At 57.9% G+C, this 26,020-nt stretch carries 17 protein-coding genes, 1 tRNA gene and 1 pseudogene; 12 read left to right on the top strand and 7 right to left on the bottom strand.

Annotation, left to right across the window (positions count from 1 at the left end; all coding sequences use genetic code 11):
• Positions 1-34: 34 nt before the first annotated feature.
• The 5 genes from G3O01_RS03585 to G3O01_RS03565 all read right to left on the bottom strand — a co-directional run bounded on the left by G3O01_RS03585 (position 35) and on the right by G3O01_RS03565 (position 7,810).
• The gene (locus tag G3O01_RS03585) at positions 35-991 is read right to left on the bottom strand and encodes a hypothetical protein (protein WP_205803155.1); all 957 of its coding nucleotides are present in this window, start codon (positions 989-991) and stop codon (positions 35-37) included.
• A gap of 68 nt (positions 992-1,059) precedes the next feature.
• Positions 1,060-2,295 (bottom strand): DUF3322 and DUF2220 domain-containing protein, encoded by a 1,236-nt coding sequence (locus G3O01_RS03580; protein ID WP_205803154.1) that lies wholly within the window; start codon positions 2,293-2,295, stop codon positions 1,060-1,062.
• The gene (locus tag G3O01_RS03575; RefSeq protein WP_205803153.1) at positions 2,270-5,623 is read right to left on the bottom strand and encodes an SbcC/MukB-like Walker B domain-containing protein; all 3,354 of its coding nucleotides are present in this window, start codon (positions 5,621-5,623) and stop codon (positions 2,270-2,272) included. Before G3O01_RS03575 ends, G3O01_RS03580 begins: the two co-directional genes overlap by 26 nt.
• Positions 5,620-6,357 carry a DUF4194 domain-containing protein gene (locus G3O01_RS03570; RefSeq protein WP_205803152.1) on the bottom strand — a complete coding sequence of 246 codons (738 nt, stop codon included), beginning with the start codon at positions 6,355-6,357 and terminating at the stop codon, positions 5,620-5,622. The genes G3O01_RS03575 and G3O01_RS03570 overlap by 4 nt, the downstream gene beginning before the upstream one ends.
• Positions 6,341-7,810, bottom strand: coding sequence for a DUF3375 domain-containing protein (locus G3O01_RS03565; protein ID WP_241023646.1), 1,470 nt, complete (start codon positions 7,808-7,810; stop codon positions 6,341-6,343). Before G3O01_RS03565 ends, G3O01_RS03570 begins: the two co-directional genes overlap by 17 nt.
• A gap of 302 nt (positions 7,811-8,112) precedes the next feature.
• Between G3O01_RS03565 and G3O01_RS03560 the strand changes: the two genes are divergently transcribed.
• The 3 genes and pseudogenes from G3O01_RS03560 (at position 8,113) to G3O01_RS03555 (ending at position 9,347) form a co-directional block, all read left to right on the top strand.
• Complete coding sequence (locus G3O01_RS03560) at positions 8,113-8,862, top strand: WYL domain-containing protein (protein ID WP_309786831.1); 750 nt, start codon at positions 8,113-8,115, stop codon at positions 8,860-8,862.
• Positions 8,849-9,074 (top strand): annotated as a pseudogene (locus G3O01_RS45110) (recombinase family protein); the annotation flags it as partial. The gene G3O01_RS03560 and the pseudogene G3O01_RS45110, both read left to right, overlap by 14 nt.
• A 197-nt stretch (positions 9,075-9,271) precedes the next feature.
• Positions 9,272-9,347: transfer RNA gene (locus G3O01_RS03555), tRNA-Ala, on the top strand.
• A gap of 226 nt (positions 9,348-9,573) precedes the next feature.
• On the opposite strand, the gene G3O01_RS03550 is transcribed toward G3O01_RS03555, so the two are convergent.
• Positions 9,574-10,734 carry a hypothetical protein gene (locus tag G3O01_RS03550; protein ID WP_205803149.1) on the bottom strand — a complete coding sequence of 387 codons (1,161 nt, stop codon included), beginning with the start codon at positions 10,732-10,734 and terminating at the stop codon, positions 9,574-9,576.
• 732 nt (positions 10,735-11,466) lie between these two features.
• On the opposite strand from G3O01_RS03550, the gene zorA reads away from it, so the two are divergent.
• From zorA to G3O01_RS45530, 4 genes are read left to right on the top strand one after another with little or no spacing between them, the layout of a single operon-like run.
• Positions 11,467-13,491, top strand: a complete 2,025-nt coding sequence (gene zorA, locus G3O01_RS03545; protein WP_205803148.1) for an anti-phage ZorAB system protein ZorA — start codon at positions 11,467-11,469, stop codon at positions 13,489-13,491.
• Between the two features lie 3 nt (positions 13,492-13,494).
• The gene (locus G3O01_RS03540; RefSeq protein WP_205803147.1) at positions 13,495-14,205 is read left to right on the top strand and encodes an OmpA family protein; all 711 of its coding nucleotides are present in this window, start codon (positions 13,495-13,497) and stop codon (positions 14,203-14,205) included.
• Complete coding sequence (locus G3O01_RS03535; protein WP_205803146.1) at positions 14,202-15,896, top strand: EH signature domain-containing protein; 1,695 nt, start codon at positions 14,202-14,204, stop codon at positions 15,894-15,896. Before G3O01_RS03540 ends, G3O01_RS03535 begins: the two co-directional genes overlap by 4 nt.
• A gap of 9 nt (positions 15,897-15,905) precedes the next feature.
• Positions 15,906-19,664, top strand: a complete 3,759-nt coding sequence (locus G3O01_RS45530; RefSeq protein ID WP_205803145.1) for an SNF2-related protein — start codon at positions 15,906-15,908, stop codon at positions 19,662-19,664.
• A gap of 280 nt (positions 19,665-19,944) precedes the next feature.
• On the opposite strand, the gene G3O01_RS03525 is transcribed toward G3O01_RS45530, so the two are convergent.
• Complete coding sequence (locus G3O01_RS03525) at positions 19,945-22,068, bottom strand: DUF4357 domain-containing protein (RefSeq protein WP_205803144.1); 2,124 nt, start codon at positions 22,066-22,068, stop codon at positions 19,945-19,947.
• A gap of 565 nt (positions 22,069-22,633) precedes the next feature.
• On the opposite strand from G3O01_RS03525, the gene G3O01_RS03520 reads away from it, so the two are divergent.
• From G3O01_RS03520 to G3O01_RS03505, 5 genes are all read left to right on the top strand, one after another.
• Positions 22,634-23,143 carry a DUF6471 domain-containing protein gene (locus G3O01_RS03520; protein ID WP_346779149.1) on the top strand — a complete coding sequence of 170 codons (510 nt, stop codon included), beginning with the start codon at positions 22,634-22,636 and terminating at the stop codon, positions 23,141-23,143.
• 250 nt (positions 23,144-23,393) lie between these two features.
• A complete protein-coding gene (locus G3O01_RS03515) occupies positions 23,394-23,672 on the top strand; it encodes a hypothetical protein (protein ID WP_241023644.1) in 279 nt (92 codons plus the stop codon).
• Positions 23,570-23,941, top strand: a complete 372-nt coding sequence (locus tag G3O01_RS45715; protein ID WP_346779148.1) for a BPSL0761 family protein — start codon at positions 23,570-23,572, stop codon at positions 23,939-23,941. The genes G3O01_RS03515 and G3O01_RS45715 overlap by 103 nt, the downstream gene beginning before the upstream one ends.
• A gap of 90 nt (positions 23,942-24,031) precedes the next feature.
• Positions 24,032-24,595 carry a hypothetical protein gene (locus tag G3O01_RS03510; protein WP_205803142.1) on the top strand — a complete coding sequence of 188 codons (564 nt, stop codon included), beginning with the start codon at positions 24,032-24,034 and terminating at the stop codon, positions 24,593-24,595.
• Positions 24,596-24,798: 203 nt separating this feature from the next.
• Positions 24,799-24,963 (top strand): hypothetical protein, encoded by a 165-nt coding sequence (locus G3O01_RS03505; protein WP_205803141.1) that lies wholly within the window; start codon positions 24,799-24,801, stop codon positions 24,961-24,963.
• Positions 24,964-26,020: the final 1,057 nt, after the last annotated feature.

The raw sequence follows: 26,020 nt of genomic DNA, 5'->3' as shown, positions 1-26,020 counted from the left end.
ACCGCGCGACGCCAGCCGGCATCTAGCTCAAGTTTCAACGCTGATGTTGGCCAATCCAGTAGATATGGTCCAAAGAATCTACAGAGAGCTCAAATTTCTGACCTTGAAGAAGCGGCACGCCGTAAGCCCACCATTCGACTTCGCCACCCGATGCGGCAATGTGTTCCAGCTCTGCTAGCGCGCGCAAAAGACTGGTGGGTGCATCTGATGCCAGCGCCTTACTGACCTTAATTTCGAACGGTATGAGGTCCCTGCTTTTTAGCTGCCTCGGCCACGTATTCATATCTTTGATGACCAGGCAGTCATTCCCCGCAAGGACCTTCCCTGAACCGTTATATACGCGCTCTACATGCCAAGGCGACAACCTGCTCCATTGAAACGCGCTTCCGTACGTCAGTTTTTGTTTGTAAAGCGATAAGTCATGGACGTCGAGAATTTCGCGGAACCGTGCGTTGTATGCGGCACTTCCGCGCTCGAGCCCGGCTGCGACAGCCTGCTCGTATGCATGCTTCCGTAGCCGCTTGTATGCGTGGACAATGGGCCGGAGCTGTGAAGTGGTGAAGCAACTTGAAATGGTCTTGTCGGAGTCAATTAATCTGCGACGCCGGACAATTTCAATCGCATCCGGCGGTGCTCCAAGCCCATCGTCGCCGGGGTTGCGTACGGATGACGCCTTTCGTCGGCGCACCAAAGCCTCGGGTATTTCGATTCTCCCCACGACGGTCCGCTTTGATGCCTCTGACGGGGCGTTCGCGCCAGCAGTCACACCATCGCCCGCCTCGCCGTTGCAACCATTGCGGTGGGCGGTTCCGTTCGGAAGTTTGAAATGTGGCGCCTTCACACACTCCGTCACGATGCATCGGTCTTCGAACGGAACTTCACAGAAGGGGCACTTGTACGGACCGTATGAGTTACCGGTCTCCTCGAAGATTTCTTTGAACTCGGAGGCGCTGCGGACGTCCCCGTTCCTATCCATGCCAAGCGAACTCAAATCGCTCCCCTTTTCATCCCCAAAAACGGACGCATAAGCTGAGAAACTCCGTACCAAGCTTCCCGACCTCAAGACAGCTGGAGGCCGTTCGGAGAAACGGATAGTCCCACGCCTTCCTCGACGTTAGTCCGACCCTCAAGCGCATGCACTAGCGTTTCTATCGACGTAGCCCAGTACAGACGCTCTTGCTCAAGACGGACGCGCTGCCCCCAGCTACCAGCGCGTAGGTTGTCGTAGACGCGTCGCTCTTCAGCCGTCAGTTCATCAAACGGGACATTGGGACACAGTGAAGATTCCTCCACCCACAGCGGGCGGTGTGAAACCAGTGTTGCTTCGTCCATAAGTACCGACCGAAGCTGAGGCATGACCCTGCGAGCGCGGTCGAGAATTGCAAAACCGTGAGTGTCGATGTCACCCCAGTAGACAATCTGCGGCCCGCGCAACCATCGCAGGACATGCAACGCACTCACCGCATTACCAAGCCGCATGATTGCCACTGTACCCGGAACATCCGGGAGTGCCATGCCCGTCTCAAGATTCTCGACGATAACCACTGCCTTGGGCTCAATAGGCAGCGTCGCAAGTTCAGCTATAGGTGCCTCGATGTCACAGAGGCCACCGACCCGTTCGCGCAGGACTGGGCATAGGAGTCGGATTCGGACCCTGTGCGCAGGTTTCCTCAAGCCGGACAAAGCATGGAAGTCGGTGTCGTCGACAGTGACTCCGCGCAACGACCGAAGGAGCCCCGCCACCAGGCCTGTTCGCTTCTCCAACCACTTCGTGTCAAGCCCCTCGACAGGAAGTTGCCGAAGATAGAGTCCGGAATCGGGATTCGCTTCCAGCCATGTCAACAGCGTCACCAGCCGCTCGAAATCTGCCGGAAGGTAGTCGGCTAGCACATCGAACCTCGATGCCAAGACCTTGTTTTTTGCAAGCACCGGCCAGCGATTCAACATCTGCTGATAGCGCTCCGTTGCAGTTTCCCAGCGCCTGGTCTGACCGACGGCAGTCGCAACGGCAGTCGCATTCGCGAAGTTCAGGCTGACAGGAAGGCGATGCCTTCCAAACCGAGCAAATTGGCGCTCTTCGAAGACAACTTCACCCGGACCCGTTCTCGACTGCCAAGCGGAAGCCCATGTGCGGACCGCCGAAGTATCCTCGGCGATGTCCTTGTCGGTGGGAGCACCCAGCGCGACGACCAGCGGCCAAGCTCCCTCCCCAGCAAGCCAGCTCTCGTGCTGGTTATTGAAGCGACGAACAAGGAACTCGCGCGCCGACTCAGGAGATAGCAGTTTCTTCGGCATTGCGTACGTCCTGAGTCAACTTCAAGCGATTGGACTCGCTGTCGTACTCGATGGGTATGACGGCAGATTTCTTGCGGTCCTTTATATGCACGAAGCATGCTCCCCCGATGAAAGGTTCCAGTGTCATCACGGATTTCAGAGGGGTGGCCACAATCATCTGAAACCCGAATGTCTTGAAGATGTTCATCGCCATCGCAGTGAACTCTGCATCGGCTTTATCGAAAGCTTCGTCGAGCACCACGGTGGAGTAACTCGGAAGCGCGCGGTCCTGGCCGCCAAGCTGATAGCGCAGGGCGGCCGCCAGGCAGGTAGCTGCCAGCTTCTGGCGCTGTCCCCCCGACTTTCCTGCGCCACTACGGTAGACCTCCACCTCGACGTCGTCCTCGTCAAGCTCGCGAGCAACGAACTCCACGTGCTGCCTGACGTCGAGCACCAGATTTCGCCAGTTCCTGTCCACAGTTTCCTGGCTGGCGAGGCGCTTAACCAAGGCAGCCAACGTCTTGAAGCGCTCTTCGGCCAGGTCGCGGTCGTTCGAGAACGAGTGGCTGAGCGACTCCCTCAAACTCGCTCGGAAGAGCCGCACATCCTCGAGCGACTTGTCGGTCGTTTCGATGACGAGGTGCGTTCCCGGGTTGAACGGCGCCGTCTCGAGGCTCTCATTGACCAGTTCCATGCGCGAGCGAATTGCCGAGCGCTCCTCGTCGAGCTTGGTAGCCAGAAGAGTCAGGTTCTGGTCGCTCTGCTCGCGTAGCAACCCAAAGAACCGGTCTTCGAACGCCGGAAGGTTGTCATCTTCCAGCCGCTTGAGCTTTGCCAGATAGTCGTCGGCGCTGGCCAGCGTAGCGTCCAGACCACCAGCAACCGAAGGCCACAAGCGGTTGAACTCTACGAAACGCTGGACGATAGCATTACGCAAGTCGCCCAGGCGACTCTCAATCGCACGCAATTCATTGCTGAGGCCCCGGTCCACCTGCCCGTTCACCTGGTCAAGGTTGTCGAGAGTAACCTGCTTGCCGGTGGCCGTATACCGCGCTTCGATTTGGGCGGCGAACGCCGGTGGCCTGTCAGAGGCGGGCCACAAACGAGCCAGCTCGGCCAGCTTGACATTCAGCTTCTCGATGTCGGACTTGATGGAGCGACCTTTGACATCCTCTTCGTTCTTCTTGCCAACGGCCTTGGAGTGAACGTCCTCCTGCGTCTTGATGCGGTCATCCAGGATGGCAAGGTCTGGCCTGGCGTCCCGCTCCGCGTTGAGGCGTGTCGTCAAGTCGTCGATGCGGGCCAGAAGTGCGCCGACGTCGACGTCGTTCCACGTCAGGTTCGACAGGTTCTGGCAGTGCAAGAGCTGTTGTTGCTGGAGGACTTCTTCATCCCCAATCTTGTCCAGCGCCATCCGCAGTTCAGCGATGCGTCCGCCAAGCTCTGCTGCCTTGTTCCTGTACAGAGTGAGCTTGTCCTTATTGTCAAAGCCCAGTACCCACTGGCTGCGGTCATTGACTGAGTGGCGGTCGTTCTTCTCGTGCCGCACCGTGTTGTGTTTGACCAGGCCCTCTCGGGTGACGGCACGAGGGGCATTGCGGAACGCGTGTAGCGTGTCGGTGCACTCAAGGTCGTATGAGTGCTTTAGCTCCTCCCGCACCCATTCACCAAAGCTTCCCTGCGCGAAGTTCAGCTTTCGCACCAGAGAATTGGGACCAGGCGTGCGTCCGGATGCCTGCTGGACAGTCCGAAAGTACACCAGTCGCTCGCCAATGTTGCGCTCGTTCAGGTAAGCCGAGACCGCCGGGTAGAGCTTCTCATCCACGAGGATAGAGCGCGCGAAACCGCCGAGGACGCGCTCAATGGCGCCCCGCCATTCGGTCGAATCAGAACGCACTTCCACCAGTTCACCCGCGAAAGGCAGCTTCGCCTCGGGTATCGAAAGGTCACGGGCCATGCGCTCACGCAAGTCCACGAGCCGTGCCGGAAGGTTGGACCTTTGACGCTCCAGGGCTTTGACCTCGGCCACCGCTGTGGCGAATTCTTCACTGGCCTGCCGATGGTCTGCCTTGAGCTGGTCCTTTCGGTCTTCTACTTCCTTCGTCAGGTCGTGAGCCCTGAGGACTCGCTGTTTGGCCGCTTCGACTCGCTGGACGAACCACACCACGCTGTCAGGCATCGCCCATCCCATGACTTTGCACGCGAGAGCCGCCTGGTCACGCTTATTCATCCGGACGAGTTTATCTGCCTCCGCCGCCTTGATGTTTTCTTCGAGACGAACCAAGACATCAGCCCCGACTTTGAGCTTCTGACGTTGTAGGTCCGTCAGCTTGACGGACTCGTCATCGGCAATCTGCGAGAGACGTTGGACTTCCTGCCGCGATGCTTCCTCGTCGACCTCCAGCTCTGCAATCCGCTCGTCCACGAGGACCTTGCGACGGTGCTCTCGATACTGGTCAATGGCAGTCTGGATTGCCTGAAGCCCGTTGCGGTCGTTGTTGCCACGTTCAAGCTCCATGTGCTCTTCCCGCGCCGGCTTGAGCATCTGGATTTGGTTGCGAGCAGCCACCACCTCCTGGTGTGCCTCGTTCAGTTCGCCAAACTCGTTGATTAGGCTGGTGGCGATGGCGAACGCCTCAGGCTCATCCAGCATGAAGTCCCGCAGGAACACGTTGAGGTCGCCGAGATTCTTCGCCGACTGCGTCTTATGCAGAAGGCGGAGGGCACGCTCGTTATCGATGTCCAGCAGACGACGAAAGCGCTCCTGATAGGCGCTGAATTCGGTGTACACCTTCGCATCGAGCAAGTCGTGTTTGAAGCGGCGGGTGTCGAACTCGTTCTTGGCGAAGAACTCCAGTTCCTGAATCTCGAACTCACGCTCGAGGGTGAGGTACAGCCGCTTGGCGTCGCTTGACGCCGTGGTGTTGCCCTTGACCCATAGGACTTGCGCGAGCACGACCACCCGACCTTGTGCATCGCGGTAGGTCTCGGCGATGGCAGACCAGGTCGTGCCGCCGCGAAGGTATTGTGAAACATACTCGCCACCATCTCCCGTTTGCTGGGCCCAAGCCCCCCTAATGTAGGTCATGGCGCTGCGGTCGCGTCCATGTCGGTCTGCTTCACGCGCTGCAACGTTGAAATCCAACCACTTCGGTGGCGTCAGCAGCGCGGCGTGAGCGTCCAGAACCGTCGACTTCCCCGAACCAGACGGCCCCACGAAGAGGTAGCCCTCCTTGGGGATGGGGAAGTCGAAGACGTTGGAGAAGGTTCCCCAATTGAACGTCTGTATGCGCGTAAGGCGGAACTGGTCATCGCTGCCGTCCAACAACACGTGCTGGTCGATGCTCACAGCGAGTCCTCCTCGTTTTCGGCACTGCTGGCCGATGCATCGTCTTCAGTGGCGTTGCCTTCGCCGGTGTTTATCGCGTAATGCGAGGACGCCAGAGCGGCATAAGTTCGTGCCAGGTCTTGAATTTCTTCAGCCGAGAAGAGGAGCTTGAGCGTCGGTGAGACTTCGTACCTCTCGCCAGAGCCGCGAACGAATTGCAGCAGGCTGAGCTTCTTGGCTTTGTCGACGGCGTTGACGATTTGCTTCTCAAATTTTGCGTGGTCGGGGTTGTTCCCCCGTTCGAACACCGACAGGTGTTCTTGCATGTCATCGCGCGACACGACAGCCCGTTCGCCCTGCGCGTCGGCTTGAGTCAGGCGCTGTCGCAAGAAGAGCAGCAACGCTGTATCCAGGAAGGTGAGCGATGCCTTGCGAAGAAGGATGGGGACATCGATGTCCTCGGAGGCGACCTGCCGCGTGAACGCGACTCGCTGCTCGTGGTCAATGACGACCTCGAGAAAGAGGTCATGCATGCGCGAGCGGACGACGGCTTCATCGCGAAGCAGCACCGGCCAGAGCTTTGACTGGCGCCGGGCGTCCACGGAAGGGCCCAGAAGCAGTTGTACCAGCACCCGCCTGGTATCAATTGGAAGCGAACCGGTATCGCCTCGGAACGTCGCAGTCTCAGCAACTGGGGTATCGGGCGCGTGCTCGCCAGCGACGCTTTCGTCGGTAGGGTCAGTCAACGAGTTCAAGATAGCGCTCCCTCATGAAATAGATGGTTGGAATTTTGGCGCGACGCTGGGTCGCGTCGTCGCCTTCCCATGAGACGAGCTCGGTGCTGTCCGTGACCTCGCCGTGCCTGGCACCCAACGCCATATAGCCAACAACGCTACCAAGACCTTGTTCCGCTGGAAACTCGGTTAGTGTTTGAGCAATGGTGACCTGCGACTGGCGCTCGAGAATGGTCCGCAAGTGGGCTTTGAGCGTTCGAAAGTCGATTTCCGACTGCCGCACGAGCTCGCTCACGGTTTCCAGGTCGAGCTCAGAGGGTTCCGCAACCCGCATTGACGAATCCGTCACTCGTTGCGTGGGGTCATAGAGCGCCCACTGTGATACTGACCGGATGCGGCTGCTAGACTGCATGAGCTCGAAACCAACCTGCTCATTGGGGCGAACTGCATTCTTGGCGGTGAGCGCTGCCTGCGTTGCTTCTTTCAGTAGGCGGTGCAGCCGCCGGTGCTCAAGAAACTCGCGGCTCTGCACGAAGCTCTTGAGGCTCCGTGCAAAGTGCTGCGACACGTCGTGTACCGCTCGTCCTTCGTTCAACAGCGCGCCCGTTAGCCCATGCAGGAATTTGCGTTCGTGCGATTCCAACTGTCGCGCAAAGGGCCTGCTCGTCACTTCGTCCAACGACTCTCGAAGAGTGGCGGCTTGCTCGCTGTCTGTCAGCAACCGCCAAAACGCGTTGAAAGTGCGACCAGCATCGCTCTCGCCGATAAGGTCAACGCCGGCAAAAAGCTGTTCAAGCACGTCACCACGGCTACCTTCGTTCTCCATGAGGCTCTGCCGCAGCCCCCGGTTCAACCGCTCGAACTCGTCACGGACGCTTCGGAAGTCGGCCGCAAGGTCTTGGGCCAGAGCGATGACTTCGCGCGCGCTCTCGATGGCGCGGTCCGGGGGCAGCACCTTCGCGCTGCCACGCTCGACATCAGCGATGGCCGTGTCGATACGCTCGCGCTCAGCGCGCAGCGCTGCCAAGCGTGCTTCGGGGTTGGTATTGGTCTCTTCAGCCAGTCGCGACAGTTGGTGAATGACCACCGAAAGCCGGCTCTCTGTGGCGGTCGTTCTCGGCGTCAAGAGTCCCGTGACAAAGCGCACCGAAGTAAGCGCTTCGGCCGACAATTCGTACTCTTCTTCGGGAGCCCCGAGGGGAAACCGGCGCGTCAACCAGCCTTGATTGAGCCACTCAGAGACGTACGCTTGGGACGTTTGGGGAAGGTCTTCGCCGGTCGAGCGAAGCGAATCGATGTCACGAGCGAGGCGCTCATGAAGCACCGAACTTGGCAACGCCTTGTCAGTGCCCGTGAAAAGCGACTGGAACAAGGCAATTATTACGGGTGCCTTGTTGGCTGCCAACAGGCGCCAGAGGGGTTGGTCGCGCAGATTGCGCAGGGCCGCTGCGCCCCGAAGCGCCTTCACGCCCATCTCCCAACGAAACGGTAACCAGTGACGCTATCCACTTGGACCTCCGAGACAATCTGCTGGAGCCACTATACGACTACTTTCTATACGAGTCTAGTTTTTATTCGCACATCTTTTTTACTACTCGTGAGAGAATTCCGACGATGCCCGAACGCTTGCCCACCACATCGGACCCAACAGGGTCATCCAGTAGCCGCGCCCCTGGTCGGTGGAGCCAGGACCGTCGCCTGGAATTCATTGACTTTCGACTTCGGTGGGACGGCCGTCTCAACCGCAGTGACCTCACAGAGTTCTTTGGCATTTCCGTGCCCCAAGCGTCGCTAGACATCGCTAAATATACGGAACTGGCGTCGACTAACTTAAATTACGACCGCAGCTCCCGGGTCTACATAGCGTCTGCCGACTTTAAGCCGCTGTACCCGTCGAGCGACTCTGGTCGCTATCTCAACGAGTTGTTGTCGCACGCTTCCGGGCTGGACTCAGAGGAAAGCAGCTTCATCACTTGGGCGCCTCCGGTCGCAACAGTGCCACATCCAGGTCGAACCATCCGTGTCGATGTATTGGTCGCGCTTCTTCGAGCCATTCGCGAGCGCTGTGCGATACGCGTGTTGTACCAATCGATGACACGACCACAGCCTTCCCCGCGTACGATTTCTCCGCATGCACTTGCTCACGATGGCTTCCGCTGGCACGCACGCGCCTACTGCCACATGCGCAACCAGTTTCTGGACTTCGTTGTTGCGCGCATGCTGGAGGTTGACAGCTTTGAGCCGGCCGCCGCAAGTCCGGATGATGATGTGAAGTGGCACACCATAGTGCCTTTAGTATTGATTCCGCATCCCGAACTGAGCAAGTCGCACAGACTTGCCATTGAACTTGATTTTGGGATGGAGAACGGACAAGTCGAGTTCCATTGCAGACAGGCGTTTCTCTTCTACGCTCTGCGACATCTGCGCCTGGACCTCGAAGGCGAAGCCAAACCGGAGGCGCAGCAGATTGCTCTAAAGAACCGGTTAGAAGTTGAGACGTACATGTTGAACGAAGGTGCATTTTGATACGCGCCTTCTGACGGACATCAGTGTTCCCGTTCCGCTCGACCGGACGAATGCATCGACGACGGACTACAACCTGCCGCCACATTTGGATTGCCGGCAACCTCGCATCCCTCGCCGACCAGAACCCCATCGAGTTTGAGAGTTATCGCTTTGACATGCTGAACTACCACTATGGCATGGCTGAGCGCACCCGCCGAAGGAGAGTGGCGTGAACGCGCGGCAACAGCCTGGAGAAATCCAGATGGCCCCCGTCTCCCGGATTGAAGTCATCTCCGCGGGAACGGAATGGGCGGGTATTCGGAAATCGTCGACAACCTCAAGGCCATTGGTCTCAAAAAGACTATCGTGGTACGCCCCGACACATCGCATGGAAAATTAATATTCCGCCATGCTAATATTGCAACGACGTGGGGCGGTAGCTCAGCTGGGAGAGCGTCGCGTTCGCAATGCGAAGGTCGGGAGTTCGAGCCTCCTCCGCTCCACCAAGAATTTGCCTTTTGAAAGCGCGCTCCGTGCCGTGACGCGCTCCTTTGTGTTTCGATGTGGCCTGCGCCATCTGGCGCGCTCCGCTGTTGCCGCCCTGAACACTTTAGTGCCTCACATCGATGAACTAGGTTGGTCACTACGCTGGGCACCGTCGCGGCAAACGCTCGCCGGCGTTTTGGATACCATTGGCACTGACTGAGCCTACCTACGGCCGGCATCCGACCGTTAGAGCTCACCGTATCCAGCTGGCGCATTGTCCATATCGTCCCATCGGCATTCGACAGTTGGGTCCAGCCAGTCTGCAGCACGTCGCAGCCATGTGGCATCGATAACATCGTCGGACGACTTCAGCTTCTTAAGGTCGAATTCGTTTGCGAGCGTCCGCAGGCGATTCGCTCGCTCAAGCTTCGAGGCCCATTCTTCGACCCGCTTGAGTTGCTCAAATGCCGCTCGGCGAACCGCCGCCAACCTTGCGCGCTCGGCTTCTTGCACAGCGGCGACTGCCCGTTGTTCAATCCGCATCTCGGCTTGTACGGAATTACGAATAACCAGATGTCGAAGCCTGCCAACGAACGCCTGCATCTTCGCTTCTACCAAGGCGCTCCGACTGTCCGCAGCGGTTGCCGCTGCATAGGTGCTTCCGACACTGAAAGCTGATATTTCCAGTTCATTCGTGGGATGGTAGACGTAGCCTTGGCTGTGCAGGTTGTACCCGGCGCGCTTGTTTTCGGCCAGTTGCTCCCGGGACAATGGGATATTCTCCTGGCGGGCTCGCTCCCTCACGCGAAACGTCAACCTGCTGCCAAGCAGCGTCACATATGCGGGCTCGTCCTCTTTTCCGCCAGAGGAAAGCGAATAGCCCGCACCCGTTAGTGTCTCGATAAGCATGTTCAGCACGAGAAGCGCACGCAGCGAGTTCTGCGGAGACACGGCGGCCCGCATCAGTCCGGCTCCTTCGCAATATGGCCATGTCCGGGAGTCGCGCTGCCTACCTTCGAGTTTTTTCGCCATCCGTTTGACCAGGGGCACGCATTCGTCAATAGATGTGCGCATGCTGATGGACGGCGCATCCGGGGCACTGGCGGCGTCCTCATCGATTCGCGCCTGGGTGCGCAGTGACAGCTCATCGTCGTGTGGGTTTCTGAAGACCGAGCGTCGGTAAGTTGTGGCTCCCTTGGTTGGCGGCAGCGATGGCTTTTTCACGGCCTTGCCGGCAGCAAGTTTTTCCCAGTAGCCGCGGGGTGGGACTGGGACATCCAGGCTCAGACAAATCTTTCGAAGACCCACATCAGACATTTGATACCTTTTTGACACCTTGCTGACTGGCTCCGACCAGATTTCTTCATACAACTTCTCGCGTTCAAAGTCTTGATGGACGTAGGGCATATAAGTACACGGTGTGTTTGGCAGAGTCCTGTAGTAATCCTCGACAGATACTGACACGGACGATTTTGAACTACAGAAGGCGCGCGCATCGTGGTTTCGCTAGGAGCACAGACTTGCGATGTACCGCGGGCCGGTGCGGTCTGAAGTTCAGCGGACAACTTTAGTCCCAACGTGAACGAAGCCAAATGTCCACTCGAAGACGAAATGCCCCACAGTCCTCACTGAAGATGCGTAATTCGACTGAGCACCTGATGTTTGGTGACTGGAAATGGAAGGGCCTGTGCGCGGTCAGGGAACGGAGGCTGCTCGCGACGTGGGTCGACTCAATCGAACAAGCTGGCGGTAGGGCGGCCGGGGCCAGCAAAGCATTGTTCACCGCCAGATTTTTCAGCGAGCACCACGGTCCGACCGAAAGCAATACTCCGGTCCATTTACTGACCGGATGGGCAAGCTCTTCGAACAGCCAAAGCCAAGTATGTTGGGTGCATTTAGAACATTGCTCGAGAGTCTAACCCGTCCAACGACGCCGCCCCCTCGCACATCAGCTCATGCTCGCAGTATTTGGACGCTTCTCCGTTAATATTCGGAAGAATATGCCGTAATATTGAGCAAATTGCCTGACTACCTGCCGATTTTGACCGGGGCGGTCGTTTGGCTGCCGAAGCGCGTCTGGAGAGGGACGCGCCGAGGAAAACACGCTAACAAATAAGCCCTTAACCGGGGAGACCGAAGTTGAACATCCAGTCGTTACTTGCGGGCGTACCGACGCCCGCACTCGTCACGGGCGCATTTCTGGCCGCCCTCGTGGTTGCTGTCATGGCGTTTTTCTTCGGCCCGGCGATAAGGCATCTGGCTCGGCTGCGCTCTATTCAGCGTCGCATTGAAAGGTTTGAAGACGGAAATTACCCTTCACAGTTCGAGGCGGTATTCGCTGGCGACCGTCGGCTCGCGCATCTCTGGAACGAGTATGCCGAATCGTTGCACGTTCAGCGTGAGGAGCGCGATGGACAGATGGTCGTGCGCGCCGTACGCGCCACCGTGCCCGCCGAGCTGTATTTCAACAGCCAGGTTGTCGTCGACAGCCGCTTGCGCACCGAATTTTTTAAGCATGTTCCCGGGATTTTTACTGGCATCGGTATCATCGGGACATTCAGCGGGCTGATAGAAGGCCTTCACGCTTTCCAAATCAGCGATAACGCGGCGACCGTGCGCGGCAGCCTCGAATCACTTATGCATTCGGTGGGAGAGGCGTTTCTTGTGTCCGCCTCGGCAATCGCTGCGGCGATGCTAACCACGCTCTTCGAAAAGCTTCTCCTTGCCTCGCTGTACCGACGTACAGAAGAAATCGTTCATGCGATTGACGCGCGCTTTGAGGCGGGGGCCGGCGAAGAATACCTGGCGCGCCTGGTCAAGGCATCGGAGGAGTCGGCGAGCCAATCCAAAATATTGAAGGACGCTCTCGTCAAGGAGATGGGAGAGCTGCTGCGTGAGTTGACTAACGCGCAAATCGAGGCGAGCAAAGAACAAACCGCACTGGTCGCGGAGGCGGGTCGCCAGAACAATGCGGCTCTTGGACAGGTTATCGCGGAGAGCATCCAGCAGGGTCTCAAAGGCCCGCTCGATGAAATTGCAGCAACGGTCAAAAGCGCCAGCGGCGACCAGAGCGCAAGCGCCGGACGGATGCTGCAGGACGTGATGACGAGCTTCAGCCAACGTCTAAATGACTTGTTTGGCGGCCAGATTTCGGGGCTTACCGAACTTAACCAGCAAACCGCCCAGAGCATTCAGCAAGCCGTTACCACCTTGCACACCCTGGTCTCGAACATCGAAGCTTCGAGCCAACGTTCGACAGATGCGATGGCGCAGCGCATGGCGGAGGCCATCGAGAAGATGGAGTCGCGACAGGAGGCAATGAACGCCCAATCGGCTGCATTCATCGAGCAACTGCGCCAATTAGTCGCGACATCCCAGTCGGAGACGAGCCAGAAATTGCAGACGACGCTCGAAACGCTTGGCACGCATGTGGGAGAGATGCTGACCACACTGAGTGGCGCGCAGAAAGAAGTATTTGAGAACAATCGGGCACGCGAGAGCGCCATGTCTGAGCGTGCGACTGGGGCTGTTACAGCAATGTCCGAATCCGTCGATGCCGTTGTCAAGGAACTGGGTGTTGCGACGACGCAGATGGCGCAAAGCGTCGCTACCTTGACCCAGACCACCGCTTCATCGGTAGACCGTATGCACGCTGGCGCTGAAGCATTGGGTACGGCGTCGCGAAACTTCGCCGCCGCTGGCGAGCGCGTCGCCAGCGTCATGGGTCAAACCGCCGATGTCTCGACCAAGCTCGCCGCGACGGCTGGGAATCTGACAAGCGGGGCGGGAGCCATCCAGGAACTTCTGGGCGACTATCGCGCTCATCGCGACAGCATCGGCCAACTTGTCACGGAGTTGCGCGCCACCGTCGAGTCCGCACGAAGAGAGGCCGCATTGACTGGTGACATTCTCAATCGAATCGAAACATCTACCGGCCATCTCGGCGCGGCGCAAAAGCAGGCCGACGAATACCTTGCTGGTGTGAGCCGCGTTCTGGCAGACGCACACGGCGCATTCGCGACCGAAGTCAAGCGTACGCTGGATAAGGCGAATGCCGAGTTCCATACAAAACTGACTTCGGCAGTGGGATTGCTTTCCTCCGCAGTCGGTGAGCTGGAGGTAACGCTTGCCTCGATGGGAACCTTGGCGCCTGCGAGGAGGTAGACGATGTTCGGAACTCAAATCGTCGTCAAGCGTGGAGGCCGCGATGAGGCGGAAAAGCCCTTCTGGATTTCCTTTGCTGACCTGATGACGGCGCTGATGGTCCTCTTTCTCGTCGTCATGGGCGTCGCTTTGCTCGCCGTGACAAAGAATGTAACGGAGAGGGATAAACGTGAAGAACAGCATCGGAAGGACATAGAGCTTATTCTGGACCGGTTTCAAACCGCAGCGAAGCGGTACAACGGCATCAAGATAGACCGTGACCGGCATGTCATCGATTTTGGAGACCGTGCGCGTTTCGCGTTTGGGAAATCAAATCTGGCGCCCGAGCAGGAAGCCGTGTTGCGTCAATTCGTCCCTGAAATCCTGACCTTGGCAAACGGTGACCTGGGCAAGCGCGTACTTAAGCGCGTGGTTGTCGAAGGCTACACAGATAGAACCGGTACGTACCTGAGCAACCTTAACCTTAGCCTTCAACGCAGCGAGCGGGTCTTGTGCAGCATGTTTGCAACGGCTGGTGCGAGTCTGCTCGTCGAGGACCAGAAGGAAGACGTACGTAACCTGTTCCTGGTCGGCGGATATTCGTTCAATGACTCGAAGGAGACGGACGAGGAGAGTCGCCGCGTCGAGATGCGTCTCGAGTTCCTGGGGGTTGGAGAAGAAAGAGCTGCGGTCCCGGTGCAATCGGGGAACTTTGGCGACTGCGCACTGCGATGAATGCACTGAACTACCTCGCGTCCTTACTGCAATCGTCCGTCATCGAGGAGACGCAACCGGTTCGCCTGGGCGGCGAAATCGACGCACTTCTCGAAGAGCTGAAAGCGCGTGCAAAATCAGGTAGCGGCCGCGAACCCGTGCACGACCATCAGCTCGATGCGGTCCGGCGGTACTGGAGCAGCCAGGAAGTGCCCACGTTCCGCGATGCATACCTACTGTCCTTTGGCTTATGTATTCCGCACCGCCCTCAGGGTGAGTGCGTCATGGAGGACCGACCACGCTTGCAGCGTGTCCTCGACAGTGTTGACGGCTATATAACCAGGACCGCGTCATACCGACGCTGCTATCAAGGGCTCGCAAAGAGCTACTTCACTTATGACGTGGACGCGCCTGAAGCAGCGCCCGCCGGAAAGAAGAACTGGTTGACTTTGCGGGATTACCTTCACGACCGCAACCGTGAGATACGGGACAGCAGACCAGGCCCTGCATGGGTCGACACAGCAATTGAGAATCGACAACTTTTCGGCGAAGCTCCCTGCACTCCCTATGTGAGCCAGCTGCTGCGCGGCGACGAATCGCATATCGACCGCATTTGCGAGCAGCTTCAAATCGGAAAAGAGTCGTGGTTTCTGCGCCAGCTCGTGCTAACGCAGGTTGAAGGCGCGACGAAACTCGGTGACGACGAATTTGTGAGCCTGCTACCTCGCTTGCTCGTCCTGCTGGCCCATAACGAAGTGCTCCGCGACCGAGGGACCATTCTGGCCCTTGACCGATACGCCCGGGTCTCTGGCAGCCCGCTCCATCCCAGACTTCGCGACCATGCTGTTACCTGGTGGGGCAATCCGTGGCTGCCGTCAAATGCGACACGATGGGGTGGCGTCGCGCCCGCGGCTCGAACGATGGTCTCTGACTGGCTGAAGCTCGAATTTATCGAGACCTTCTTTACGAAGCTGGCAGAGGACGGGCTCGCCGACCGTCGCCGAATGGAATTCTGGAAGCGATATGTCAAGTCCATTGACGACATCGAGTTCGCATTGGGTTCAACCGCACGTAATTCGCGTGAACCTGACCTCGTCGCGCTGCGCAGGAAAATGAAGGGCCTGACGCGCGAACTCGACGCCTCTGGTGCCAATAACGCTTTCATCATGACGATGGGCAAGCTGGTCGCGGTGGAGTTTAGTGGCCTAGGAAACGCGCTTTATGGCTATGACGCCAGCCGTTCGCTTCCCTTTAATACAAGTCAGACACTGAAGCTCGGGAAAGATGAGCGGAATTCGCTCAAGCGTTCGAATCGCATACTCTGGCTCAAGCATGGGGATGGCATCCATGGCTGGAATCGCTGGGAGGATATGTTCGAGGCAACGCTTCGCGAGAGTTTTCAGATTCTCCCCTCTGTCGACACTTCACGTTCATCTACCAGAAGCCAAGCTACTAACGAACGCACGCGGCCGACGAGTCTGGGCTCGTCTCGCGAGAACACTCGCTCGACGCAAAACCACACTGCAACGCACGAATCCTACTCGCATGTCGCGCTCAAGCGATTCGCAGCAACGCATGGTCTGCAAATCGACGACCGGACTGCACTCGGCGGAAACTTGTGGGTACGCGGAGACGAGGAAGATGGGCGTATCGGTCAAGTCCTCGCGGATTGGGGCTTCCAGGTGAAGCCGGGCAAGGGTTGGTGGAGATAAGGCGAAACTGTGTTCAAGTTATTCAAGCAGGCAAAAGCGCAAGATGTCGCCACCTGGAAGCGGCAGTGGTCGGATAAGGGCATCGTGCTGGCTCGTCGAATTGAAGGCCCGGGTGCGATGGTCGACGGAGACCTCGTCGGAGGCTACATCACGCAGCTCATCGATGACGGCCTCGCCAATCCGGTCGAGGGCGGCTTCTTGTTGGACTGGCAGTCGGTATATGAAATCCTCGAGCGGCAGGACTACGGGCAACTGCGCGGCGTTCTTCGAATTCCACCTTTCACCGACTTCCGTCCGTACCTGCGAAGTGGCCATTCGCTGGTCGACCGCGAGTTCGGTATTGCGGTAGATGGATGGCGCGTCGATGGTGGCCGCGAATTTCAAGGCACTCTCACGGGGCCGGTGATGTCGGAAGGCACGGCAGAGACGCTGATGCGCCCAGCGCAATGGAAGCTCTTCAAAGCGGTGGTTGCATTCTCGCGCCGTGGTGACGAGGACCGCTCTGATTTGGCCAACCGGCAAGGTTGGGGGCGAATTCGCAAGCTCGCGCTCGAAGCCGAAGCAGGACTCGATGATTTTCTCTACCGCTCGGTGGTGTTGAGTCCCGAAAAGCTCAACATCGGTCTGAGGCGGTCGGTCGAAGTGGCGGACGACCACGTAGTCGAAATCGAGCCAACCTTCGACGGCGCACCAGACGACTGGCTCGACACCTTTGACAGAGCTCGCGAGATTCGTGACCGATACGACATCACGACCCGAGAAGGAATCGTCCAGGTTCTGGTCACGCCGAAAGTGAAGACGGTGCTTCGTGAAATCAAGCGCTTGCCTGGACGACGCGTCGCCGGCTCACGGGCACAGGCATTTTTGCTCAATCCTTACGCGGCGCTGGGCGCGGATGCCGTCGACGTCATCGAAGAGTCGCAGTTCGAGCGCGCTCGCGAAGACGCCGGTCTCGACTACGAACGCTTTGTACCGACGTTCGAGCGCAATGCTGCGGGCTATGCACTGCGCGTCGGCCTGCTTGTCGAATCGGCCGTGGCGAGTGGACCGACCTCCTCGAAGACGCATTGGCTCGACGACAACGAGCTTTCCACGTTCGTCTCGGCTCTTTCGCGGTCGCTCGCGCTTGGCCACCAGCTGCTTGCCTGGCAGGGTTACGACCTTGCTCTGCAGGGGGATTCGGAGCAGCACCTCAAGGAATTGTCGGCTGCACTCGCACAACGGCGCACTCCTCCCACGCTGGTCTCCTACGCTCAGGTCCATGACCTGGGAGGCTACTCGACGCGCATCGAATCAATTGGTGTGGAAAAGCCCTACCATTCGCCGTATATAACGAAGAAGGATGAAGGTGAGGGTTGGTTTCCTGAGAACATCCTGCCCGTCATTGTTTACCAGCCAAAAGACGGTGGCGAGCCGGTAGCGGTGCCTACCAACAAGCCGGCCATCGAGAAGCTGAAGAATGACGTACAGGACGCCGACGCGAAAGGCGCGGCAAAGCTCGACGTTGGCTGGCTCAAGGACCCTATTTCGCTATCGGATGCGAAGGAAATCATCTCCACGTTCGAGAATCTTTTTTCCGACCTGGAATCGGGTAAGCAGTTTGACCCGGAAAAAACCCGCAAACGGTCCGGCGAACGGGCCACCAAAAAGCAGCTTGTTCTGCGCGCAAACATCCAGGCACTCGAATACGAGGAATTGCGCCGGGAGGCGCTGCAGTCGGTACCAGCAAGTCCGAAGCTTCCGCAAAGCATTCGCCCGGGGCTCGCCTTGCTGCCGCATCAACAGGCAGGCCTCGCCTGGATGCAGCATCTCTTCAGTCTGCAAACCGATTACCAGGTTCGCGGCGCTATCCTTGCCGACGACATGGGGCTGGGCAAGACCTTCCAGTTGCTGGCGCTCATGGCCTGGTTGCTGGAGCAGGACGCCGCCATGAATCCCATGCTGGTGGTCGCGCCTGTCTCATTGCTGGAAAACTGGGCTGAGGAAGCCAACAAGTTTTTTCAGCCGGGCGCATTGCCGATGTTGACTGCGTATGGCGATAGCCTTGCCGAGTTTCGCGTACCGCGCGGCCAGATAGACCAGCGTCTGCAGGCTGAGGACGGTCTGGTGAAGTTTTTGAAGCCCAACTGGATTGGCGATGCCAAGGTGGTATTGACGACGTATGAAACTTTGCGCGACCTGGAGTTTTCGTTCGCTGCGCAGAAGTGGTCGTTGATGGTGTGCGACGAGGCTCAGCGCATCAAGAACCCGGCCGCAATGGTGACCCGGGCAGCCAAGAAGCAGAACGTGGCGTTCAGGATTGCCTGCACAGGCACGCCGGTCGAAAACACACTGGCCGATATGTGGTGTCTTTTCGACTACGTGCAGCCGGGCTTGCTGGGTGCACTGAACGATTTTGGTGAGCGATACCGCAAGCCAATTGAGGCAAAGACCGACGAAGAAAAGTCCCGTGTTGAAGAGCTGCGCGCTCGCATTTCACCCCAGATTCTCCGGCGCCTGAAGACGGAGGTCGATACAGGACTCCCACCGAAAATCGTGGTCGACGACTGTCGGCGGCTCCCCATTTCTAGCGTTCAGCGCAACCTTTATGCGAAGGCGGTGGATGGCTTCAAACGGCGAAAAGAGCCCGACCATACGACGCCGTTCAAAAATCACCTTGGATTGCTTCATTATCTCAGGCTGGTGTGTACCGACCCGAGAGTGCATGGCTTGAGCGTGTTCAAGCCGGAGCCGATGGGCGACTATCGCGCGAAATCTCCGAAGCTCGACTGGCTGCTCAAGCAGCTCTCCGAAATCAGGGCGAAGGGCGAGAAGGCAATCGTCTTTTGCGAGTTCCGGGAGATTCAGCGACTTCTGCAGCACTACATCGAAGCCGAGTTCAGCTATCGACCCGACATCATCAACGGGGACACGAGTGCGTCATCGACTCACGTCGCCAGTCGGCAGAAGAGAATCAAAGCCTTTCAAGAAGCGCCGGGCTTCGGCGTTTTGGTGCTTTCGCCTGTGGCCGTTGGATTCGGCGTGAACATCCAGGCGGCGAACCATGTTGTTCACTACTCACGCACCTGGAATCCCGCCAAGGAAGACCAGGCGACCGACCGCGCGTACCGCATCAATCAGAAGAAGCCGGTGTACGTCTACTACCCAACTGTTTGGGCGGACGATTTCACGACGTTCGATGTCAAGCTTGACCAGTTGCTTGCCCACAAGCGAGCGCTATCAGAGGACATGCTTAACGGTGCGGGAGACGTAGCGCCGGGCGACTTCAATATCGCAGACGTTGTGCCGCACTCACAGGCCAGCGACCTGGATGAACGCATCACTCTCGATATGGCGCTTCGGATGGGATGGCAGCATTTCGAGTGTCTTGTCGGCGCGCTCTGGAGTAAGCGTGGATTCGACTGCTACAGAACACCGGGCACGAATGACAATGGTGTCGACATCGTAGCCATCGACGGCGCACGAGGTCAGCTAATTCAGGCCAAAACCAGTGGAATTGATGGTACGAAACTTGGCTGGGACGCCGTAAAAGAAGTTGTGGCGGGTGAAGCGTTCTACCGACGCAGGCACCCGAATGTCTCGTTCGAAAAAGTCTGCGTCACAAATCAATTCTTCAATGCGCAGGCACAAGAGAACGCGGTTTTGAACTCGGTAGCGTTGATTGACCAGGCGTATCTCGCCGACCTGCTTCGGACTCACGAAACGACCATGCTTGAGGTCGAACGAATGCTCTTCGTCGAATGGCAGTCGGCGGACCTTGCGGATTGAATCAATGAGATGACCATCAGGATATTGCCGTCTTAAGCATCGTGGGCAGATTCGCTGCCGAACATGGATGACCGCTGTTATGCAATGTATCGCCTTGCAGCCTGCGGTAGCAGCGGACCGGGGCTCACTCGGCCCCGGTGCTTATCGGCAGAGCTTGACGTCTGCGCCGCCCGTCACACCGACCCGGTGTTTGGGCCGGCGCGACAAGATTCGGGTGTCCAGTGACCGGACCGTATGAGCTTCACCGACTGGTTCATGGCGAACCGACGTCATCACAACGTCACTGGTCACCTGGTTCGGTCTCGGCTGACGGCTGGCTGGTCGGCAGGTTGTCGTGCCACGCGGCATAAGTAATCGACGTTCCTTTGAGTCGCCATGAATTGCGCCCATTGTCCGTTCTACCCAGGACCGTAGCGGATGCTGCACTGGGACTGACAAACGCCACATCCTGCGCGAAAACCAGATGGGAGCCGTCCGACGACTGTTGCAAGGAGCCAAGACTTTGCAGACTTTCTCGCAACTGCTGATATGAGTGTGGCTGTCCCGACCATCCCAACCGCGCTTGCGACCGTGCGAGAACGGTAAATGAGCTGGTACTTTTCCGCGCGAGTGCGACGAGACCATGCTTGGCACTTTCGAGCTCGAAGTAAATGCCGTCGCCATCCGACGACAACTCCGCGAGCAGTTCCTTTGAGATTTCCGACTTACTTTTTCGGTCTTCCAGACGCCAGTGCGTCTCGAACACGTTCATCATCAGCGTCTGCTGGTTTTGCATGACGTCGGCCGTCCACTCCGGATGCTGCAGCACCTGAGTGGTAAGGGCGAAACCGCAAACACCCCCTTTGGTGAAATACGAATTTTTCTTCCAGGAAAACTCGCGGTTGCTCGCGGAGCTATTTTTCTTGCGACTCAACAGAACAAGGTTACCAAGCCGATGCACCCAGCTTTGATAGATTTTCGTGTCGGGAACCCATGTTGCCCATTGACTGTTCGGAGCGGGCTGTTGGGGCATCACGTGCTCCACCGAGACGACGTCATGCTCGTAGACAGCGGAGCCATCCGACAAAAGACGGTCCAGCCGCAAAAGCAGCAGCGCCACTGCCCGTGCGGAATGGGTGTCATACAGCGGGCCGTTCAGCACCGAATAGGTGTCGTATTGCTCGCTCGGAGACAGTTGCAGCGGTGACGCCTCGGCGAACAGATTCTGGCCATTTTCGATAGCCCCCGTCAGTGCAGAAAAACGCTCAACACGACCATTGACGCCAGTTTTTCGCGCGAGCATCGAATACGCCAGGCGTTCGAGGTCACGGAAGAAAGCCAGCATCGTAGCCGGTTGCTCGGCATGCCGTACGTAAAACGCCAAGGCAGGCGGCAGCCAGTCCTTGAATTCCAGCTTGTTGAGCCAACGCAGATGCTCGTTCACCAGCTCCGCATGCTGTGTGCTTGCGTAATCCGCGCCGCTGAGTGCGGCAAGCGCTTGCGCCATCGGCAGCAAAACCGTGTCAACAAAGGTCTGCGGCGTGGTCGCCTGTGTAACGTGCTCCTTGAACTCCTTCAGCAAAGTCCCTTGCGGTTTGGCTTTGCGATAGACCATGCGAATGTGGCTGAACAGGTCGCCAAACTCGTCGCGCCCCAAGTCCTCCTCGGCGTCTTCCCATTTCTTCGTGTACGTCTCACGAAGCCCAGATTCGATGCCCCCAATGATTTCTGCCTTCAAAATGTCCGTTGCGCTCAAATCCAGGCCGCGACTGTTGAGAACACCGAAGATGCGGTACGCCGAATCGAGGTCGGGAGTCGCTACGGTGACGAGGTAGCAACGCGTGATGATGAACTGAACGAGCCGTATGAGCTTGGGTTCTCCCAGGTTCACCAGTCCGCTCATGAAAACCTTGGCGTTTGCCTGCAGGCGCGCCTGCGCACTGGGCAGCGTCGAATTGAGTTCAATGAGTTTAGTGAGACCGTCCTCATGTTGAACATATTGACGGAAGAAGTCTCTGTCTCGCTCGCGCAATGAAAGCCGGTAGCTCGCCTCGGTGGCTGAGACAACGTCGCCGTGCTCGTAAATACGCTTGGTGATGCCGGCTTGCACCGCACGGTCACTGATTGTGGCTCTGATGCCTGAAAGCAGCAGCGTCAATGTCGTCAGGCGCTGTTGACCATCGACTACGGTGGCGTCAGGCGACGTTTCGCTTTTGATGAGAACGATGCTTCCGAGGAAGTAAGGCACACCGTCGGCAAGTTGTTCCGGGGACGCGTCGAGCGCACTCAGCAAGTCGTCCAGGAGCTCTTGCGCCTGGTCGTTTCCCCAGGAGTAAGGGCGCTGATAGCCCGGGATGGTAAATACATACTCGTCGCTGAAGATTTTTTGCAGCGTTTGTTCTTTTGCCGTGAGCGTGTGCGACACCTGTAATCCCCGGGAAGTAATTTGAAGCGTTTTGAGATTGCAAATATACCGGCTTTCCCAAGGTTCGAGCTAGCGTCGCGGTTCCCGTTGCGGCGCCTCCGACGCCGAGAAATCGAGCATTACACCACCGTTTCCGCCGACGGCCATCCGGACTTTCAAGTCCTTTTAGTAGCTCGGCCAACCGACTTCTCCCGGTGTTCGGAAACAAATGCGTCATGCCGTGGCGCGGGGTGAATTGCAAAGGCGTGCGCAGGAACGGTGGTGCGTCGTGCGCGAATGGTCGCCTGAAACAATGCACTAGCAAAAGTCAGAGTCGGATTGCACGGGCGACCTAGGCTCTGCAACGAATCGCCGTAGCGCGACCAGTACGCGTGAGTAAGCTTGGCGAATAGTCCCTTGCCCGTTATACGTTTGCTGACGGCGATGACCGCGTCGCTTCAGTCCTCACTGCATTCTGTCCAGCCGCAACGGTTGCGGAACCTCACTGCAACATTCACAATCGACGTGCGCGTGTGTTTTTACACGCATTTCATGGTATATGGCTATGCGGAATCATGCGAACCCAGTGACTGTCGACGCTCTTTGGTCAAAACTCGCCTCACGCGCCATCCGGGTCGCATTGGCGCGCCGGGACGTGAGCTACGCGGAACTTGCCGACGCGCTGAATACTATGGGCTTGTCCGAGTCGTCGCGTTCTGTGGAAGGCAAAATCCAGCGCGGCACCTTCCGCTTTTCCTTCTTCCTTCAAACCTTGGCCGCCTCGGAAAGCCAATACCCCGAGCAATGGACTGTTCCGCTGCGCAGTGGCGCAAGCTGGGAAAAGTGCGCTGCTGACGTCATTCAGGCGGAACTCGTGGCCCAGCCATGGCTGAACCATATCCTGCTTTCTCAGCGCCTGGCCGAAATCGGCGTCGAAGTTGCCGCCGAGACATTGAAGAGCCAGATAGTGGACGGAACGCTTTCCACTGCATTGTTTCTTCAATGTGCCACGGTCTGCCGATTCCCTGACCTCCATTTCTTTCTCGACGGTCGAGACATGATTGACGCCGCCGTCGCGGGAGCGTCGGCTCGGTAAGCTCAGCGCCGCCGCGGACAAAAATTTCTTGATTTTCTTCAAGGCAAGTCTATATTTCGCCTGTGCGGAACGCGTGTAAAAACGCACGGTGACGGTGGCCGGTGGAGACACGTTGGTCGTCGGAGTGCGTCGCGGGCTGCTCCGGCAATGCGGACCGGCATCATATTGCGTGATGGAACGCCCTGCGCCTTGAGACCTGGAGGTGACCATGCCTGTCTGGAGAGTGGCGGATGTGAGCGCTGAGCCTGAGATGTCAATTTCCGACTGGCAAATCCTGGAAACGCAACTTGGCTCCAGGCATTTCGTGGGCTGCGATGTGCGCAACCTCACCGGCCGTGTCAGCACCGCCATTCAAGAGTTCGACCCGGCCGTACTACGCGGCGTCACGTCGTCCGGGCGCGTCTATCAGCTCGTTGGACCTCGTGGATGGTCCGAGAACGGTCGGTATCTCTGGGAACGGTGGTGCAAGGTCAACGACATCACGTCCTACACAGATGTCACGGCCGAGTCGCTCGTGCAGAGGCCGTGATGACCACGCCGGCTGAGCGAACCAAAGCTGTGCTCGGTACCCGCGATTTCCTGGAGATACTCTCGCGCGCGGACGAGGTTACGATTCACGGCCTTGTACAGTCGGTCGCTGCGAGTCTTCTACGGCACTACCCTTTGAAAGTCGACCTCGATTTATCGGCAGCGGCGCTTCCGACGGTCTGGGCACCGCCATCAGCGCCCGGTGGCAAAGGCGAGCAGGTCGCGAGCGAGTTCAACCTGGCGCATCAGACATGGACTGTTAAGAAGTAGCGTTTCTAAGGAGCGAAGATGGTTCGGATGGCGAGTGATGGAAGCCGAGATAGTCCGCATCACGACGCCCGGGCCTTGCGGCTTATACACATGGCCGCCGTGGCAGCAATCTTGTCTGACCCCGCAGGCGCTCGAGCGCTTCTTGAGATTCCAGATGCAGAGTTGGGTAGGCTTTTCAAAATCCGTCTAATGCGAATTGCGGGGCTTTCCACAGCCTTAGACCTGGACCTCAGTTCAATTCGCGGTCAAACCGAACAGGCTTCGACTAATCCCAAAATCGGTTCGAAGCGCGGTAAGTCGGCACGTTACGCCCTTATCGCCAAGGGAAAGCTTCTACAGCCGGGAGATTTCCTTGCAGCATCAGGTATCTCAGAGCAGAGATTGACCAAGGACCTCGCCGCCGGTCGCATCTTCAACGTTGACATTGGGGCGGACGCCTACTATCCAGCATTCTTTCTGGTCAACGAACTCGACCGTAAGGCTCTGGCGAGCGTAGTGCGACGGCTGGGTGACCTCACCGGCTGGAGCAAGTGGAGCTACTTCACGACCCCGAACGCGTCGCTCGGCAGTTCGACACCGCTACAGGCACTCATGCGTGGCGATGCAAAGCTTGTACTGCGCAGTGCCGCGGCTTTTGTTGAGCAACGACAGTAGCCTCGCAGACGAGGCGCTGCCGCCAGCATGCGTTCCTGAGACCCTGAGCACTGTCACAAAGTTAGAGGCGAAGACCGGGGAAGAAAATTTACTCGGCGGCGGACGCAATCAGATGCTCCGCCTCCTGTTGTACGACCAGCTACCCTTCGCGCGAAATCCGCGCAGCCTCTTCGATGACCTGGTAGCTCAGCTCACAATTATCGATGTCCGTGATGCTCATCAGCGAGGTCGGAAGCAAAGGCTTCTCCATTCGAGATTTTGAAGAGAAGGGCATCGGCGATTGCATCAGCATCGTCCGTGTCGTCGCTGAGAATTTCCTCTGCCACCCGGCGAGCGATGCCGACGAGTACCTTCTACTTCTCGGGTAGGTCAGGAACAGAAACGCCTGACGCTATTCCAACCGTCCGCACCGCCTCGAGACACATGCGAGGACGAAACTGCCCAACCCGCGCCACCTTCTCCGGCTTCGCGGTCTCGTTTTTCCACAGGAGCGCGTCGCCAGCGCCACCGAATTGTTCGTAGACCATTTTATGGGCCGATTCATGGTAGGCAACATTGCGGAGTTCTCGGGCGCCAATCTGTCATGCATCCGCGTGTCTAGCACCCGACCCAATGGCGGTCGCACTGTCGTCCGGTGCTGAGCGGAACAAAGGGCAGGTATGGCACGCCGGGCTAGAGTGCAACTCCGTGCGTTTCGGTGCTCATCGCCCCCTGGTCAGCCAGATGCAGGATGCGAGCTTTCCTGATGCAGACACCCAACTAGACACTTCGAACGCCTGGTTGCCCAGACGCGACAACATAGCCGCAGAAAAAAATTCTTGAAGTGCGGTGCGACTGGCTGGCCAAGGAACGACGTTTGACATTAACTTCCGCAGGCAACATGTCACGCCTGGCAATTTCGCCAGGCAGTCTGTCGAGGTAGCGCAATCCGAACACAGCCGATTCGGGTCAGTTGTGTCAGCGCGCTCACGAGGTATCGAAAACTACGCGTTAATGAGGTTTGCGAGTTCCAAGCCCTGCTAGCTCGGCTACATTGATTACTGAGTCTATCAAGACTATGCAAGCCATCAACTCACAATAATGCGATGCGCCGCCGGCCGTTCTCTGCCTGATTTTCGGGACAGCGATGTGGAGTACAAGTTAGAGCGATGCGGATTACAAGTGCAGGCGATGTACGGTACAAGCGGAACCGATGCGGAGTACAAGTCGAGCGGAAAAAGGCGGCACAAGAATAACTACGCTACTTTGCTTTGATATTTCTGGATATGGGTCTGCGCCACCAGTGTTGCGCGTTAAACGGCCGTCATTCGCACATATACCGATATATCTCCAACTCGCAAATGTTATCTATGGCCATTTCAGCAACCTCCGTTCACGCGGCCGCTATCTACCAACCTTCCTCGCCCGGCAGCCGCGTTGTCCGGG

Source organism: Burkholderia sp. Ac-20365, assembly GCF_017104715.1.
Classification (GTDB): domain Bacteria; phylum Pseudomonadota; class Gammaproteobacteria; order Burkholderiales; family Burkholderiaceae; genus Paraburkholderia.
Note: the sequence above shows the minus strand (reverse complement) of the source record. Positions and strands in the feature narration are given on the sequence as shown.

What these genes read in the sequence shown, in the direction of transcription:
- G3O01_RS03505 (WP_205803141.1), top strand. Translation starts at nt 24,799, where the DNA reads ATGTCCGTGATGCTCATCAGCGAGGTCGGAAGCAAAGGCTTCTCCATT.
- G3O01_RS03565 (WP_241023646.1), bottom strand. Translation starts at nt 7,810, where the DNA reads ATGGGCGTGAAGGCGCTTCGGGGCGCAGCGGCCCTGCGCAATCTGCGC.
- G3O01_RS03540 (WP_205803147.1), top strand. Translation starts at nt 13,495, where the DNA reads ATGTTCGGAACTCAAATCGTCGTCAAGCGTGGAGGCCGCGATGAGGCG.
- G3O01_RS03515 (WP_241023644.1), top strand. Translation starts at nt 23,394, where the DNA reads ATGTCAATTTCCGACTGGCAAATCCTGGAAACGCAACTTGGCTCCAGG.
- G3O01_RS03550 (WP_205803149.1), bottom strand. Translation starts at nt 10,734, where the DNA reads ATGCCCTACGTCCATCAAGACTTTGAACGCGAGAAGTTGTATGAAGAA.
- G3O01_RS03510 (WP_205803142.1), top strand. Translation starts at nt 24,032, where the DNA reads ATGGCCGCCGTGGCAGCAATCTTGTCTGACCCCGCAGGCGCTCGAGCG.
- G3O01_RS03535 (WP_205803146.1), top strand. Translation starts at nt 14,202, where the DNA reads ATGAATGCACTGAACTACCTCGCGTCCTTACTGCAATCGTCCGTCATC.
- G3O01_RS45715 (WP_346779148.1), top strand. Translation starts at nt 23,570, where the DNA reads ATGGTCCGAGAACGGTCGGTATCTCTGGGAACGGTGGTGCAAGGTCAA.
- G3O01_RS03580 (WP_205803154.1), bottom strand. Translation starts at nt 2,295, where the DNA reads ATGCCGAAGAAACTGCTATCTCCTGAGTCGGCGCGCGAGTTCCTTGTT.